The 15,850-nt window shown below is 51.7% G+C and carries 12 protein-coding genes; 2 read left to right on the top strand and 10 right to left on the bottom strand.

All coding sequences use genetic code 11. The annotated features are described in order from the left end of the window. Positions 1–210: 210 nt before the first annotated feature. Complete coding sequence (locus tag CRP01_RS11960) at positions 211–777, bottom strand: DUF922 domain-containing protein (RefSeq protein ID WP_099150273.1); 567 nt, start codon at positions 775–777, stop codon at positions 211–213. A gap of 336 nt (positions 778–1,113) precedes the next feature. Here CRP01_RS11960 and CRP01_RS11965 point away from each other — a divergent pair, with 336 nt between their 5' ends. Then, positions 1,114–1,872, top strand: coding sequence for a glycoside hydrolase family 73 protein (locus CRP01_RS11965; RefSeq protein ID WP_099150274.1), 759 nt, complete (start codon positions 1,114–1,116; stop codon positions 1,870–1,872). 50 nt (positions 1,873–1,922) lie between these two features. Here CRP01_RS11965 and CRP01_RS11970 read toward each other — a convergent pair whose 3' ends face one another. From CRP01_RS11970 to CRP01_RS12005, 8 genes are all read right to left on the bottom strand, one after another. Then, on the bottom strand, positions 1,923–3,335 hold the full coding sequence (locus tag CRP01_RS11970) for a sodium:solute symporter family protein (protein ID WP_099150275.1): 1,413 nt from the start codon (positions 3,333–3,335) through the stop codon (positions 1,923–1,925). Positions 3,336–3,454: 119 nt separating this feature from the next. Next, a complete protein-coding gene (locus CRP01_RS11975) occupies positions 3,455–3,697 on the bottom strand; it encodes a hypothetical protein (protein WP_099150276.1) in 243 nt (80 codons plus the stop codon). A gap of 88 nt (positions 3,698–3,785) precedes the next feature. After that, positions 3,786–4,562 carry a 3-ketoacyl-ACP reductase gene (locus CRP01_RS11980; RefSeq protein WP_099150277.1) on the bottom strand — a complete coding sequence of 259 codons (777 nt, stop codon included), beginning with the start codon at positions 4,560–4,562 and terminating at the stop codon, positions 3,786–3,788. After that, positions 4,559–5,722, bottom strand: coding sequence for a Gfo/Idh/MocA family protein (locus tag CRP01_RS11985; RefSeq protein ID WP_222845720.1), 1,164 nt, complete (start codon positions 5,720–5,722; stop codon positions 4,559–4,561). Before CRP01_RS11985 ends, CRP01_RS11980 begins: the two co-directional genes overlap by 4 nt. Positions 5,723–5,803: 81 nt before the next feature. Further along, positions 5,804–6,625: a sugar phosphate isomerase/epimerase family protein gene (locus CRP01_RS11990; RefSeq protein ID WP_099150278.1), complete on the bottom strand. Its 822-nt coding sequence runs from the start codon at positions 6,623–6,625 to the stop codon at positions 5,804–5,806. Positions 6,626–6,705: 80 nt separating this feature from the next. Further along, positions 6,706–8,082 carry a glycosyl hydrolase gene (locus tag CRP01_RS11995; protein ID WP_099150279.1) on the bottom strand — a complete coding sequence of 459 codons (1,377 nt, stop codon included), beginning with the start codon at positions 8,080–8,082 and terminating at the stop codon, positions 6,706–6,708. Between the two features lie 111 nt (positions 8,083–8,193). After that, the gene (locus CRP01_RS12000; protein ID WP_099150280.1) at positions 8,194–11,430 is read right to left on the bottom strand and encodes a S41 family peptidase; all 3,237 of its coding nucleotides are present in this window, start codon (positions 11,428–11,430) and stop codon (positions 8,194–8,196) included. Positions 11,431–11,628: 198 nt separating this feature from the next. Continuing rightward, positions 11,629–12,678: an alpha/beta hydrolase gene (locus CRP01_RS12005; RefSeq protein WP_099150281.1), complete on the bottom strand. Its 1,050-nt coding sequence runs from the start codon at positions 12,676–12,678 to the stop codon at positions 11,629–11,631. A gap of 114 nt (positions 12,679–12,792) precedes the next feature. Here CRP01_RS12005 and CRP01_RS12010 point away from each other — a divergent pair, with 114 nt between their 5' ends. After that, a complete protein-coding gene (locus tag CRP01_RS12010) occupies positions 12,793–15,210 on the top strand; it encodes an RICIN domain-containing protein (protein ID WP_099150282.1) in 2,418 nt (805 codons plus the stop codon). A 57-nt stretch (positions 15,211–15,267) separates the two neighbouring features. Here CRP01_RS12010 and CRP01_RS12015 read toward each other — a convergent pair whose 3' ends face one another. After that, the gene (locus CRP01_RS12015) at positions 15,268–15,846 is read right to left on the bottom strand and encodes a PepSY-associated TM helix domain-containing protein (protein WP_099150283.1); all 579 of its coding nucleotides are present in this window, start codon (positions 15,844–15,846) and stop codon (positions 15,268–15,270) included. Positions 15,847–15,850 lie beyond the last annotated feature (4 nt).

Genomic DNA, 15,850 nt, shown 5'->3' on the forward strand with positions numbered 1-15,850 from the left:
AATGTAATGCTTTTTAGGATTTCTGTCAAGTTTTGAATCGGTTTTCGGGGGATTTCTCGATAATGGGAGGGAAAAATTCGACGGAGGGCAGCAAATAGAAAAGGCCTGTCAGTTCAATCGCAACTGACAGGCCTTCAGGCAGCCTTGATGCACTACCCTATTGGTCATTCATTTTTAATCATGGATCGTTTCAAATCCAAAAAATCAGCACTAGTTATCGGCATATTCCGATTCGATTAACCCCAGCGCTTCATCGATCTTATGGTCCCACTCTTCCTGCAGATCGGAGCTTAGACCGTGTACGGTGGTCTTATCGTAAGACTTGTCAAAGTTTACGTATTCCCTGAAGAGGGGTTCGATCACCTGTGCTTTTATCCTCGGATAGTTGCGCGGCGTAATATGGTGATCCTGCAGTGCGGTCCGGATCTTGCGGGCGTATACCTCAGCGATGTCGAAATGACGCTGCTCGTGGTTCAGCAGGTAGTCACTTTCTTTGGCTTTGTCCTTTGCCCAGGACCGGTCACAGCGGAAGATCGCTTTCACATCCACTTCGATCCGATTATTAAAATAACCCGCTACGCTCGGAGTCGCTTTGATCGTGGAATAGGTTACCGCTCCGGTGATTTGTCGGCCGGACGGAATACCTTTAAAATCTTCCCAGCTCAGACGGCGGTCGCCGGACCAGACGATCTCTTCTTCGAAAGATGCAGCATTGGGAGCAAAACCAAAATGAGTGGCCAGGAATGGAAACAGCAACAGTAGGAATAAGTGATTCATCAGTGTATCAATTAAATGTGTTTCCAAAACAACGACCTTAAATCGAAACTGCATGCCCTTTTCCACTGCATTAACAATACCTTAAATCAATTTGCCAAACCTTTAAATTTTTACTCACATTTCCACCCCGCTCACCCTCAGTCGGATAGCCGGACTTTCCACCTTTTTCACATCCGTTTTTAGAGCCGATCGTGGATAAAAGGTTGGTCTGAAATCCAATTTTCGAGGCCGAAATGGAGTAATATTAATGAACGAAAGAAAGTCCCATACCACCACCCGCGCTCTACGGTCCAAATCTTTTGCCAACAAATTTCTTAACCATAAAATCCCGTTAGTATGCCCAGATCTTTACCCGTAAAGTCCAAGCCGAAAAAGATGATCCGTCAATGGCTGCTGGCAGCCGGAGGACAGATCCGGATCCAGTCCGCAGAATTGCAGCAATGGATCCACGCCAATTGGTTCCGCCTCCTGATGATTGGTCTGCTGACCCTGATCTTTCTGAAAAAGGATGTACGGTTCCAGTTGGATCTACAGAATGGAGCCTATCAGGTATCGCCCAACCAGCTACAGGAACTGATAAAAACGGTACCGACAGCTACTACTGCCGAAGTGGCCCCGGTCCATAATCCGCCCGTATTGAACGCCAAAGACCAGCAGCAGGCCTCTTATGTCGATCGCTTTGCCAAAGTGGCCAGAAAAGAAATGACGGAATTCGGAATACCGGCCAGCATCACCCTGGCCCAGGGTTTATTGGAAACCAATGCCGGAACAAGCCCGCTGGCTACCGATCACAATAATCACTTTGGACTGAAATGTTTCAGCCGCAGTTGTGATAAAGGCCATTGTGCCAATTATTCCGATGACTCTCACAAGGATTTTTTCCGAAAGTTCACCTCTGCCTGGGAAAGCTACCGGGCGCATAGCCTTTTGCTGGTCAACAGCGAACGATACGAAGATCTTTTTAAACTTCCCCGTTCGGATTACAAAGGATGGGCCCGTGGATTAAAGGAGGCAGGATATGCGACGGATAAGCAATACGCACGGAAGCTGGTGCGGCTGATCGAAGGGTTACGATTGTATGAATACGATGTATAAAAGGAGCAGTGCCGCGTAATGAACCACAATACGCGGCACTGCCAGGTTGTTTATTCTTTTCCTTTGGCCATTGCGATCAGGGCAAAAGCGAGGATACCCAGAGCCAGGATCAGCAGTAGATCCATGCGCAATCCAAGTATTTCACTGGGCACTACGCCCAGCAGGGAACCAATGAACAGGAGCAAACCGATCAGAGTTGCTACGGGCAGGATCTTCAACTTTTCCGGCTGCTTGTAAAAAATGGCGCTAAAGATCATCGGCGCCAGCAGGGAAGTACCTGCGAAACTGGTACGGGCCAGCAGGGCCAGTTGATCACTGCTGACAATGGAGAACAACAGGGCTACGACGGCGAAAATACCAATACCGATCTTGGTGGTTCGTAGCATTTTTTCGTCATCGCCCATTCTCAAAATGGAGCGCATCTCCGTACCGAGGGCAAAGATCTGGGAGTCGGCGGTGGAGATAGCCGCAGCCAGCAATCCGATAAGGACAAAAGCCGCCAGCGTGGATGGCTGGTCCCGGATGAGGGCCTGACCGAGAAATTCGAACGCGCTCATATCCGGATATTTCAACGAACCGTACAAGCCGATGAAAGCCGTTGGCAGGATGACCAGAATAGCGAAAGTACCCACCCCCACTGCCATGCGATACATAGCCCGGTTATCCTTCATAATTGCCAATCGGATGGATACCTGTGGCTGGGTGAAGGGGATCATCAGGATGGCGACTGCAGATCCAATGAGGAACTGGGCACTGAATAGCCCTCTGGGGCCCGGGGTGGAGAGCAGTTCCGGGTTTTGTGCCTCCAGTTGGGTGTAGCCCGCTTCGATGCCGCCGATACTGTTCAGACAACTCAGTCCGACGATCCAGATCACGATCAGCAGAATCAGGCCCTGGATCGCATCATTGTAAATGATCGCTTTCAGTCCTCCGATCTCACTGTAGACCATCATCACCACCACCATGATCACCGACCAGCCCCAGATGGGTAAAAGGTCGGGAAAGGCCTGGTCCAGGAAATCGGAAACGCCCTTGATCTGGATGGCTACGTAAGGGATCAGGAAAACGAAAACACCGAAGAAGGCCACCAGGCCCGCCAGTCGGTTTTCGTAACATTTCGTCAGAAATCCGGCCATGCCCCAGTAATTACCCTGACCTTCCTGCAGGGCCTTCTTGCGAAAGTAAAACCCGGCCCAGATCACGCCGAAGATCATGGCCATATCCGATACGGCCAGAAAGGTCCATGCCCCTACCCCATGGGTTCGGAAAAAATCCGGCATTCCCAACAGGGTAAACGTACTGAACAGCGTAGCTGCAAAAGTAAAAAGCCCGAGTACACTACCCAGACTTCCGCCGGCCAGCAGATAGGATTTACTATCCGAAGCCTTTTTCCTCTGCCAGAGAGAGATTGAAATAAGAATGACCAGATAGATCAGGCCAACAATGAGTAAGGATTGAAGCATGGTGTTTCGTTTGCATGATGCCGGCCCCTATCGTTGGGAGCGCAAAAAGTCGGCACCGGTTAGCTTTGATTTCAGTTAAAGTAAGGCCGGTCAATATTTGGGAGCCGGCTCCGTCTTTGCTAGTTCTTTTCGTGGCGATCGCCAAACAGCGGATCCCTGCGTCCCGGATGCACCAGAGTGGCTACGTAGGTGATCAGAACCATCGCAATACAGACCGCAATACCCGACCAAAGGGTATAGGGCATCCCAAATAGCTTAGGCTCGAACACTCCGGTTGGAATAAAAACGGGCGAAAAAGCAAGTACCATCAGCAGGATGGCCAGGCCGCAGCAAATTCTCCAGATGAGTTTATCGTTTTTCATAAAACCTTATTAGTCAGTTGACCACCGGTCAACCGTTTGATCCGGTACCAGGGACCGGAAAAGTTACATTAGAGCTAAGGTGCCAGATCTACAGTCTCTGGGAGGTCAGCCCCCCGTCGATCATGATCACCTGTCCGGTAGAATACGGGAAATCTCCCCTTACCAAAGAAGCTACAGCCTTGCCGATATCTTCCGGAAATCCCCAGCGAGGCTGGAGCGTCAGACCTTCGGAGATCAGTTTGTCGTACTTCTCGGTAACTACGCTGGTCATATCCGTTTTGATCACGCCCGGGCGCAATTCGTATACGGGAATGCCTTCGCCGGCCAATCGGGTGGCGAACAGTTGGGTCATCATCCCGATCCCGGCCTTGGAGATACAGTACTCTCCGCGGTTGATAGAAGCAACCGTTGCCGAAATGGAAGACACATTGACGATGCAGGCTTCGTAGTCTGCGTCCGCACGTTTGTGGTCCAGCATCTTATTGGCGATCGCCTGCGTCAGAAAGAGCGGCCCTTTCAGGTTGACGCCCATGACCCAGTCGTAACTGTCTTCCGACATGTTCAGCAGGTCATTGCGTTCTTTGGGAGCGACTCCCGCATTATTGACCAGTACATTCAATTGCCCGAAGTGATCCCAGATTTCGGCGATCATACGCTCGCGATCGGCTTTTTCGCCGATATCTCCCTGCGCGTATATCACATCCACGCCGGTACTGCGCAATTCCTCCAGCGTTTCCGTTACCCGTTCTTCGGGCCGGACCCCATTGATCGCCAGCTGTACACCTTCGGCGGCAAGGGCCCGGGCAATGCCCAGGCCTATGCCCCGACTCCCGCCGGTGACGAGAGCTACTTTCTTATTACTCATGCTTCAAGATCTTTTACCGGCAGCAAGCACCGTTTTTCCCAACTTTCCAGTCCCAATTCCGCCAATTGTACGCCTTTGGCTCCCTCCAGTAGTCCCCACGGGAAGGGCGTGTCGAGCACTACATGTTGCAGATACAGTTCCCACTGGGCTTTGAAAGCATTGTCGAAATCCTCCTGATACGGAACTTTGCTCCAGTCTTCGTGGAAATCGATCGGCTGGGGAATATCCGGATTCCAGACCGGCTTCGGCGTATTACCGTAGTGTTGGATGTGGCATTCCCGCAGGCCGGCAACGGCCGAACCTTTGGTGCCGTCCACGTGCAGGGTCAGTAGGTCATCCCGACGAACGCGGGTAGTCCAGGAAGAGTTGAACTGGGCGATCACACCACCTTCGAGTTCGAATACCGCATAGGCGGCATCATCGGCCGTAGCTTTGTAGGGTTTGCCCTGCTCGTCGATCCGCTCGGGAATGTGGGTAGCACCCAGGCAGAATACACTTTTTACGTTGCCGAAAAGGTTATCGAGTACATAGCGCCAGTGGCAGAGCATATCCACGATAATGCCGCCGTCATCTTCTTTACGGTAGTTCCAGGAAGGCCGTTGGGCCGGAATGGAGGTACCTTCGAATACCCAGTAACCGAATTCACCGCGAACGGAAAGGATCTCACCGAAGAAATCGTTTTCCATCAGTCGTTTCAGCTTCAGCATCCCCGGCAACCACAATTTATCCTGCACAACGCCGTGCTTGATCCCGGCTTCTTTGGCGATCCGGTACAGGTCCAGGGCTTCCTCGGTAGTCGTACCGCTCGGTTTTTCACAATAGACGTGTTTACCCGCTTCAATCGCTTTCTTTACGCTGGCGTAGCGGCGACCCGTGATCTGGGCATCAAAATAGATCTCGTAAAAATCATCGGCCAGGACTTCATCCAGGTCGGTTGACATCCGCTCGATACCGGTCTTTTTACAAAGGGCAGCCAGTTTTGCCGCGTTCCGGCCTACCAGCACCGGTTCCGGATAAATGATCATTCCGGAAGGGGTCTTTACACCTCCCTGCTGACGGATAGCCGCGATCGAACGCAGTAAATGTTGGTTGGTACCCATCCGGCCGGTCACACCGTTCATGATCAGGCCGATGGTTCTAGTATTGCTGTTATCAGACATTTTATTTTAGTTATTATGTTGTGGACTGGTCAGGAGCCGTCCGGTCCCCGGGGGAACCGGCCACTGCTAACCGGTAAAATATTAACTGTGTTTTTTGTAAGCTTCGATGATCTGCGCGAGGAAGTCGTCCTGGTCCATGGCCCAGTAATGATTAGAGAAGATCTCTACCTCATTAAAGCCGTCGAATCCGGCTGCTTCCACCCAGGAGCGGATCAGGGGGACATCAATGCAGCCCTCTCCCATCAGGCCCCGGTCCAGCAGCATATCACTGGTCGGGACTTTCCAATCACAGACGTGAAAAGCGTAAAGGTTCCCTTGCTCGCCGCAGCGTTTAATTTCCTGCTCCAGTTGATCATCCCACCAGAGGTGGTAAACATCAACGGCGATCCCCACCTGCTCGTGGCTGATCGCTTCGGCTACTTCATTCGCCTGGCCCAGGGTATTGATCGCCGAGCGGGTATCCGCGTACATGGGATGCAGGGGCTCAATACCCAGCTTCACCCCGCGTTCGGCCGCGTAGGGGATCAGGGCCTCGATCCCGGCCTGGATCTGCTTACGACTTTCCTGCAGGGATTGCTTGGGCTCGGCGCCACAAACCAGCACCAGCAGCGGTGCGCCGAGCGTGGCCGCTTCGTCTATCATCTTTTTATTGTCGTCGAGGGCTTTGAGCCGGGCTTCCGCACTGTGGTTGGGGAAAAAACCGCCGCGTACGTAGGAGATCACCTCCACTGGCGAAGCTTCCACCAGATCGCGGGCTCGTTCCTGGCCCACTGCCTGGGCGGCATCCTGCCAGATGCTGATCCCGCCGACTCCGGCGGCCGCGTATTTATCCAGGGCGACATCCAGAGACCAGGGCTTGGTAGTAATAGAATGGATACAGAGTTTTGCTATATTTTCGGGCATTGGTGTCAATTGAAAGGCTCTGAAGAAAGACTTTCTAAGTTTTCAAAACTTAGAAAATCTGAGTCTGTACGATTAAAGAATTATTTCACACAACTGTAGAAGGTATAATAAGGCTTATCTTCCAGCAGTCGCTGGGCGTAAAGCACCAGTTCCCGTGCGTGGTAGTCTCCCCACATACTGGATTCGCCGTTGGCCACTTTGCTGCCTTCCGGCACGTAATCCCAGCCATTGGGTTCGTGGTAGATGGAATGCAGGATCAGCCCCTGGTGGTTGGGATCCTTACTCAGATAAGGTTCCTGCAGCAGGGTTTCCAGAGAGGTCAGGCCCGCCTGGAAATACTTTTTACCGGCTTCCGGGTCCGTTTTTTCGAGATACTTACCCAGGCGTAGCAAACCTTGCGCTCCGATAGCGGCCGCCGAGCTGTCGATCGGTTCAAAGTCATTATAAGGATCGGAATCCCGTTCCGTATAGTTGCCGAGCTTGTGTAGTTGGGGCGCTCCGGTATCCCAATAAGGAATGCCGTCCGCCGCGGTGTTATCAATGAAGAAATCACAGGTAGCCCGAGCGGCTTTCAGGTAGATCGCTTCCAGTTCGGACCGGCCTCCGTAGGGTTCCAGGAGGTCGTCGGAAACCGTTTGCAGGTATTCCAGTTCCTCGGGGAATCCAACCATGGCCCAGGCCAGACCGCGGGTCCAGGTCGTGAAGCCGGAAAAGCCCTGTTGGGCGTTCGGGCACCGGAAGTTACCGTCATTGGTATTGAAAATGCTTTCGTGGGCGGTACGTCCCCATTCGTCGTAACTATCCCGGCCTTCTCCGTAATAGATCGCGTATTTAGCCGTGGAGATGGCGTGCTGGATAGACCGGCCTAACAAACTGACCTGCACATCATTATCTCCCATTAATTCATGGCCAAGTTCATGGCTGACGATGAGTGCCCGCACCGTACGGATCGTATCGACGAATAGCGAGTGCGGTCCGTTGAAGGAATACAGATAACCGCCGCCGGGAATGTCAGTCCAGCGTTTGGCCTGCACCGCTCCGGAAATCTTGAGGGCCAATTCGTAATAGTCTTTTTCCCAGGCATTCTCTGGGATCCGGCCTTCGCGCATCAGGCGCAGCAGGTTACCGTAGGTGCTCACATTGTTGAAGCCGTGATCATGCACCCCAAAATGGCTGACGTGGGAAGCCATTTTATCTACGGTTTCCTTGCGGCCATATTCCAGGAAGGATTCGTCACCGGTGGCATCGAACTGCAGGATCGCAGATCCGAATTGAAAACCCTGGGTCCATTCGGTCCAGCCACGGGTAGTATACTCCCCTTTCACGGTAAATACCGGAGTACCTTTTGAGGCATTGTAATTATTCTTGATCGATTCGATCTTGGCACCGGAATAATCCCAAAAAGAATGGATTGAAGACTTCAGGTCTTCCAGTGTCAATGCTTGCTTGATCTTCATAAGTAGAGTTGTCGATTATTTTGGTATTTGCCAGTTAGACGGCAAAAGATAGATTTACACCTACGGTTAATTCTGAAATTTTCGGGATTGATAGTTTTGCTAATTGGCGATTTAATTGACATCCCGCAGCATTTCCTCCACGGCGCGTTCCAGTTGCTGATCCCGCCCGTCGTCGATCACCCCGGGCATATTTTTGATCATAATGGTCGGTTCCGTCTGGTTATTTTCCATCCAGTTCCCCGCTTTATCCTTAGCGCTCACGGGCACAACGCCCCACACCGATCCATCGGGCAGACGTTCCCAGCCCGCATAGCTACAGGTGCCGGGTACGGGCATGCCCACCGTCTTTCCGATCTTCAGGTCCGTGTATCCGCAGGCAAAACAGTGCCCGTCCGAATACTGACTTTCGTTGATCAGGGCCAGCGTCGGCTTGGTCCAGCGGGAGGTCGGTTCTCCGCCAACAACTTTGGCTTCGGTCTCGTAACTGATAAAGGGTACGCCGGTGAAAAACATCGCCAGGTCCGCCACCAGATCACCACCGCCGTTAAAACGGGTATCGACGATCATCCCCTTGCGTTTGAAATATTTGCCCATCATATCCTCGTAGATATTCCGGTATGGTTCATCTCCCATACCGGGGATGTGGACATAGCCCAACTGCCCGTTGCTCAGTTTTTCGACCTCCGCTTCGTTGATCTTCACCCAGCGTTTGTACAGCAGTTGGTTTTCCGCTCCCAAAGTGATGGGTTTAACCGTGATCACCTTTCGTTCTTTCGTCGCGGGATCCACCAGTTCCAGCAGAGTAAAATCACCGGCCTTCCGATTGAGATAGCGGGCAATATCCCGGTCGGGAGTAATGGTTTCGCCGTTGATCTTCTCAATGATCATGCCGGCCTTTACCGCAAAACCGGCCTTGTCCAGAGGCCCACCGGTGATCACCTCGTCGATCAGGATGCCGTCTCCGGTGTGATCGTAATTCATAAAGATGCCGAGGGAAGCGGTAGCATCCTCATTTTCGAGTTTGTATCCTCCGTAGCGACCCCCGGCGTGCGACACGTTGAGCTCTCCCAGCATTTCGGAGATCATTTCCGTAAACTCGTAGGAGTTTCCGATATGCGGTACGAATTTTCCGTATTCCGTTTTCATCTGATCCCAATCGATACCGTGAAAATCCGGGTGGTAGAAGATGGCATTCGTGCGGATCCAGACGTGATCGAACATGGAGGCCCGCTCCGCAGCTACATCAAACTGCATCTCTCCTTTGATCTTGACGGCTTCCTTTTTCTCTTTTTCGGGATCAATCTTGGAAATTTTTCCACCACTAAGCAAATAAAGGTTCTTCATCCCTTTATCCCATTCCAGACTCCCCGAACTGGCGCCTAATTTCAGTACCATCTTGGTTTCCTTCGTACGGAGGTCGGTGCTCCAGAGGTTCATCTTGTCCTCGAACTGGCTCAGGTAGTAGAGTTTATCTCCATCCTTGGAAAGGACTGCATCCCCCAGCCGGGAAGAGTGTATGGTGAGACGGGAAGTCCGTTCGTCCATGTTTTCCCAGTCAAAAGTCAAAGGTTTAACCGTTTTTTTCTCGTCCTTTTTCTCTTCTTTAGATTTATCCTTATCTGCCGTTTCTTTCTTCTTGTCTTTTTTGCTTTCCTCTTTGATCGCCTTCATCAATTTGTACTCCTCATCGCTCAGATTGAAGGTATCCCAGGCCGCCTGGGTGAAGAACATGCTGTAGACATCGGTCTCAAAGCGTCCGCTGGTAGCGTAGGACTTCAGGCCGTTCCGGTTGCTGAACCAGAGCATTTGCTTGCCGTCGTCTACCCACTTGGGATTGGAGTCGTAATAGCCGCTCTCGTTGAGATTGACCCGTTCCGAACCGTCGGCAGCCATCAGCAGCACTTCGCTGTTATTGAGAGATTGATCCCATTCCACGAGTAGCCACTTACTGTCGGGGCTCCAGGTAAAATACTTGTCGCCGTCTCTCATGTGGAACAAATCCTCCGGCCCCAACAGGGTCACGGTTTCTTTGCTGGACAGATCGAGTACTTTTAAGGAGCGCCGGTCTTCGACAAAGGCTAGTTTTTTCCCGTCCGGAGAATAATTCGGCAAATAGTTATCGGAAGTATTGGTGATCACGACTTCCTCTTCGATCAGAGTTGAAGCAAAGAAAAAGGGTTCTTCGCCCCGGACCTTTTCGGCTTTGAAGATGCTCCATTTGCCGTCCCGTTCGCTACTGTAAACGACCGATTTACCTTCCGGGCCCCAGCCGACGAAACGCTCCCGCTCGGGCGTGTTGGTCAGCCTTTTGGTGAAAGATTCCTCGACAGCCGTGACAAATACCTCACCCCGGGCGATGAAAGCAATTTCTTTGCCGTTCGGGGATACCGCCATCTCTTCGATACCGCTGTCGATGGAGATGAACTGATCTTCATTCGATTTACTCTGGGTCCGGATCCGAACCGTTACTTTCTCCGGGGCGGCACCTTCCCGCATGGTGTAGATCTCGCCGTCGAAACCGAAGCACAATACGCCTTTAGCCATACTGAGGAATCGCACCGGATGAAGTTCAAAATTCGTCAGCTGTTGCTTCTCGGACGGATCTTCGATTGACAGTTTGTGCACATTGAAAGTGCCGCTCTCTTCACTGAGGTAATAGAGGCTCTTTTCATCCTCACTCACAATGGGCTGCCGATCCTCTCCGGCAAAGGAGGTGATCATTTTATGGCTTTTATTTTGCACATCGTATACCCAGATGTCCCGGGCGATGGAGGAAACGTGGTGCTTTCTCCATTCGTTTTCGCCGCCTTTTTTATCCTGATAGTACATCAATCCGCCGTTTTTGGTAAACTGGACGTATTCTGCCGGAACCGTCAGCAATTGCTTCACCCGGCCACCTTCAGTCGGTACCGCGTATAATTCGGATTGGGAGCGGTGCGGATACTGCCGATGATTGACGGCATCCTGACGCAGGGCGCCAAAAACGACCTGCTGATCATCCGCCGAAAAAGTATACGGCATTTCATCATTGGAATGAAAAGTCAGCCGTTCGGCCGGACCACCCTGGGCATCCATCAGATAGACATCGAAATTCCCGTAGCGGTCGGAAGCGAAGGCCAGTTTACTACCGTCTTTATTCCAGACGGCCATGTGATCGTGTGCATCGTGAAAGGTAAGCTGGAGCGCATCACCACCACCAACCGGCACTTTGTAGAGATCACCCTTGTAGGTAAATACGATCTGGGTGCCGTCGGGAGAGATCGCCAGAGAGCGCATCCACAACGGATCTTCCTGTGCGCTGATCGAAACGGACCACGCCATCAGAAAAAGTAAAAAGATATTCTTCATGCGGTAATTGAACTGTTTTTGCGAAGGTAGCAAAATATTAGAATCGCAAATAGAGCTCGTTCTGAGGGGATCGGTTAAGTATCGGATACGACATGCCCAGAATGTTTCGATTCTCAAATGGGAACCAGTGTAAAATGGCAAAAACAACTTCAATCACTCGCCATCCGGCGTAAGATCCAATCCCGCCGGATGCTTCCATCAGGGCTTTTCCGGACCGAAGTCCAGGTAAAGGTCGAAAAAGGGCAGCATCGCGTTCGGTACCCGTCCTTCTCTGGTAAAAATGCCGCTCACATGCGTACCTATATACTCTTCCGCAAAGTGTTCGACACCTACATTTTCGAGTCTCTGACTGAACATGTCACACTGGATCGTAAATCGGTCACCAGCATTACGCCCCCAGTCCATTTTGATGGCTTTCAGTTGCTTCAGATTATCCAGATTATCCAGATTATCGTCGATCATGTGTAAAGGCATATTGGCGTACCATTTCTCCAGTACTTCCGGATGTACGACGAGTTCTTCCCTCACGTATTCAAAGGGGATATCGCAGTAAAAGGGCGGATTATCCGGATTGGGCGACCAGGAACGCGCGAAGGCCACGATCACTTTGGGGAAATAAGTGCCCATGACGGCTTCCATGGTTTTTATGGCGGCGAGCTCCCGGTAGGTGCTGCTGTTGGGACCGTATTCCCGAACGACGGTTAAAGCGCCCGGACTGAGTGCATAAACGCTGCTGAAAATATCCGGATGGTGCATGGCTATTTTGAGGGCGCCGTATCCACCCATGCTGTGCCCGGTAATCCCCCGACTGGCTTTATCGGCCAGCGTTCGGTAGTTATCATCCATGTACTTCACCAGGTCGTAGGCCGTAAAATCTTCCCAGTTACCGAAGACCCCCGAATTGCTGTAAAAGCTCCCGTCGTAGGTCGTTTGCTGATCGGATACTACCAGTATAAAGGGCCGTACCCGGTGGTTAGCGATCGCGTAGTCCAGTACCTCCACCATTTCGGGACGCAGGGTGTGATTGTTCAAAAAACCGTGGAGATAGTAAATGACCGGGTATCGCCGGTCATCGGAATCATAACCAGGGGGCAGGTAGACGGAAAGCGCCCGGGTCGTTTTTTCCCCGAAGTCATTTTCCAGATTTTTGGAATAAAGGGAATCGATGATCACTTTTCCTTTGGCAGATTGCCCCTGCAGGGATAGGCCCGTTATCATCACGCATAAAGCAAGCATGAAATATCGCATAGATCAATTTTCTCGCAAAATAGGAAAAACGGAATAGTATAAAAATATTGTGCTTTTATTAGGTCAAAATCGATAATAACGTATTTTTATTTTATTTCATACAAACCAGTGCCCATGCGATTATCTTCCTTTTTTCCAATTGTTCTAGCAATACTAATCGGACTACAGCTATCCGCCCAGACGGTTACGCCCTGGCTAACCAGAGGCGATGCCAGTGTTTTGCTGAGCCCGCAGACCGTCACTGCCTTCAGTACGAATTCCAGTAATGCCAACAATACCATTACCCTTAATGAAAGTATCGGATATCAGTCGATCGAAGGATTCGGTTTCTGCCTGACCCAGGGTAGCGCCGAGGTGATCAACGGTCTGAATGCGAACGAACGGGCGGCACTTCTGGATGAGCTTTTCGGTCCCGATGGTTTGGGGATCTCCACGCTGCGGATCAGCATCGGAGCTTCGGACCTCAGCAATTCCACCTATTCTTACAATGAGGTATCCGGAGACGTCAATATGGTCAACTTCAGTCTGGCCGGTCCCGATCTCACCCACCTTGTGCCCTTACTGCAGGACATACTCGCGATCAATCCCGATCTGCTGATCCTGGCTACTCCCTGGACCGCTCCCACCTGGATGAAAACCAACGGCACCTGGATTGGGGGTAGTTTGGATCCGACCTACTACGCGGCCTACAGCCTTTATTTTGTCAAATATCTGGAAGCCATGCAAAGCCACGGTATCGATATCTGGGCGGTCACGCCCCAGAACGAACCGGAGAATCCCTATAATGAACCCAGCATGCTGATGTCTGCTTCCGAGCAGACTGATTTTATCAATAACCACCTGGGGCCGGATCTGCAACTGGCCGGATTTACAACGAAGATCATTGCCTTTGATCACAATTGCGATAATACCGCCTACCCGATTTCGGTCCTCAATAATAGTCCTTACGCCAGCGGTGCGGCATTTCACCTTTATGCCGGAGATATTTCAGCCATGTCCACGGTGCGGAATGCTACGGGTAAGGACGTTTATTTCACCGAACAGTTTACCAGTTCCAACGGCAGCTTTATCGGAGATTTTGGCTGGCATTTACGCAATGTAGTGATCGGCTCCATGAATAACTGGTCCCGCAGCGTATTGGAGTGGAACCTGGCTACGGACAGCAATTACGGCCCCCGAACACCGGGCGGTTGCACGGAATGTCTGGGTGCCGTTACGATCAATAGTCCGACTAGCTTTACCCGGAACGTTTCCTACTATATCATTGGGCAGATCGCCAAATTTGTCGCTCCCGGAGCACTGAAGATCGATGCGGCGAGTGGTAGTAGTTACATCTACGCGACCGCTTTTCGCAACGCTGATGGTTCAACGGTAGTGCTGGCCTATAACGATCGGCAGAAGACCGAAAAAGTATATATAACCGATGGGATCAACGGTGGTTTTGAATACGACATTCCCAAAAAATCGGCTATGACGTTTATCTGGACCAGTTCCGCGCCGCCGCAAACCCCACCGGCGGCTCCCGATAATCTTAACGCTACTGCTGCCGGTTCTTCAGCTATCGATCTTAGCTGGTCCGATAATTCGAATAATGAAGCCAATTTCGAGCTGGAGCGCTCTCCGGACGGAAGCAGCAACTGGATGAATGTGGCCAACCCTGCGGGTAATACATCCAGCGCGACAGATAACGGGCTGAGCGCCGAAACGACTTATTACTACCGTATCCGGGCTACCAATGCGGCCGGCAGTTCGGCCTGGTCCAATACCGCCAATGCAACCACCGAAGCGGATCAGGGTGGCGGCGGTATCACCGGTACTTTCAATATCATCGCCCAGCACAGTGACAAAGGTCTGGATGTGATCAACCAGTCCGGTAACAATAACGCCAATGTACAACAGTGGGAGGTGCTGAATGGCGGGGGAGATAATCAGCGCTGGCAGGTTTCCGAAAACGGAAGCGGGGCCTACCTCATTCAGGCGGTTCATTCCGGTAAATGCCTGGCCATTTTCCGACCGAATAAAACCAATGTCGTCCAACAGAATTGTGACGGAAGCGACCAGCAGAGTTGGTTGATCACCGACCTGGGAGGCGGATATTACCAGCTGGAAAATGTAGAGAATGGCTTATCTGTGGGCGTTGAGAATGCCGACCTCAGCAATGGGGGGAATGTCGAAACCCAAACCTTCTCCGGCGCAACGCACCAAAAGTGGCGTTTCGAGCCCGTTAGCAGCAATCGGATAAGTCCGGATCGGGGGCAATTGGATAGCCAAAGGCCTCGGAGCGATATTTTGTTATATCCCAATCCGGTCCAGGATCGTTTGCGGATCACGTTGCCCGCGGGAACGTACCGTACCGCCCAACTGGAATTTTTTGATCCCAACGGTCGGCTCGTACAAACTTATCCTCTGGAAGAAGGCATAAGCGGAGATATTTCCGTTAGTGTGCAAGCCCTGCCGGTGGGGACTTATGTCTTAAGTCTCAATACTTCCGGTGAGGTGCGTTATTCCAAACGATTCACAATCAGTCGGTAGATCCAGGATCGGGCTTACCTATTGGTGCATCCATAATTTCATTTTGCCGGCGGCTTTTCACCCGTAAGTCAGATAAAGCAGGGTGATCCCGAAATACAAAAAGCCGCCGGCAAAAATGATCCAGGCCCACTTATCATTCTGCAACAGACGCATCCACATGATGATGCCGGTGATGGTGAAAACGATCAGACTCACCGCCAGCAGATCCAGTAAAAAGGCATACAGGGAATAGGTGATCCCACCGCCGTAACCCCGCTGGCGGTGTACGCCGATAATGGCATTAGCCGTGCTTTTGGTATTGCGGCTTACCTCTACTCTACCCTCCTCCGACAGGTAGGTGATGCGGTCGGAGCCTCCGGCGTGTGCGTATTCCCGAACCGGATCGCCGGTGGCCGTTTCCCGGGTACGTACCAGTCGGCCGGCGATGTCGTGTTCCCGGGTCCAAAGTTGCCACTCGCTGTCGTTGGCGGGAGCGGCAGCCAGATCAAAGTAGAGCGTTTCCTTGACGGTTTCGTGATCGAACCAGTCGTGGTGGATCATCATGTAACTGGTGAAGATGAACATGACCAGTAAGGCCGCCGTGGACAAACAGGCATAGAGGTGGATCTTCTTAATCGTTTTATAATTGATCTTCATAGCA

Origin of the sequence: Flavilitoribacter nigricans DSM 23189 = NBRC 102662 (genome assembly GCF_002646595.1) — a bacterium.
Classification (GTDB): domain Bacteria; phylum Bacteroidota; class Bacteroidia; order Chitinophagales; family Saprospiraceae; genus Flavilitoribacter; species Flavilitoribacter nigricans.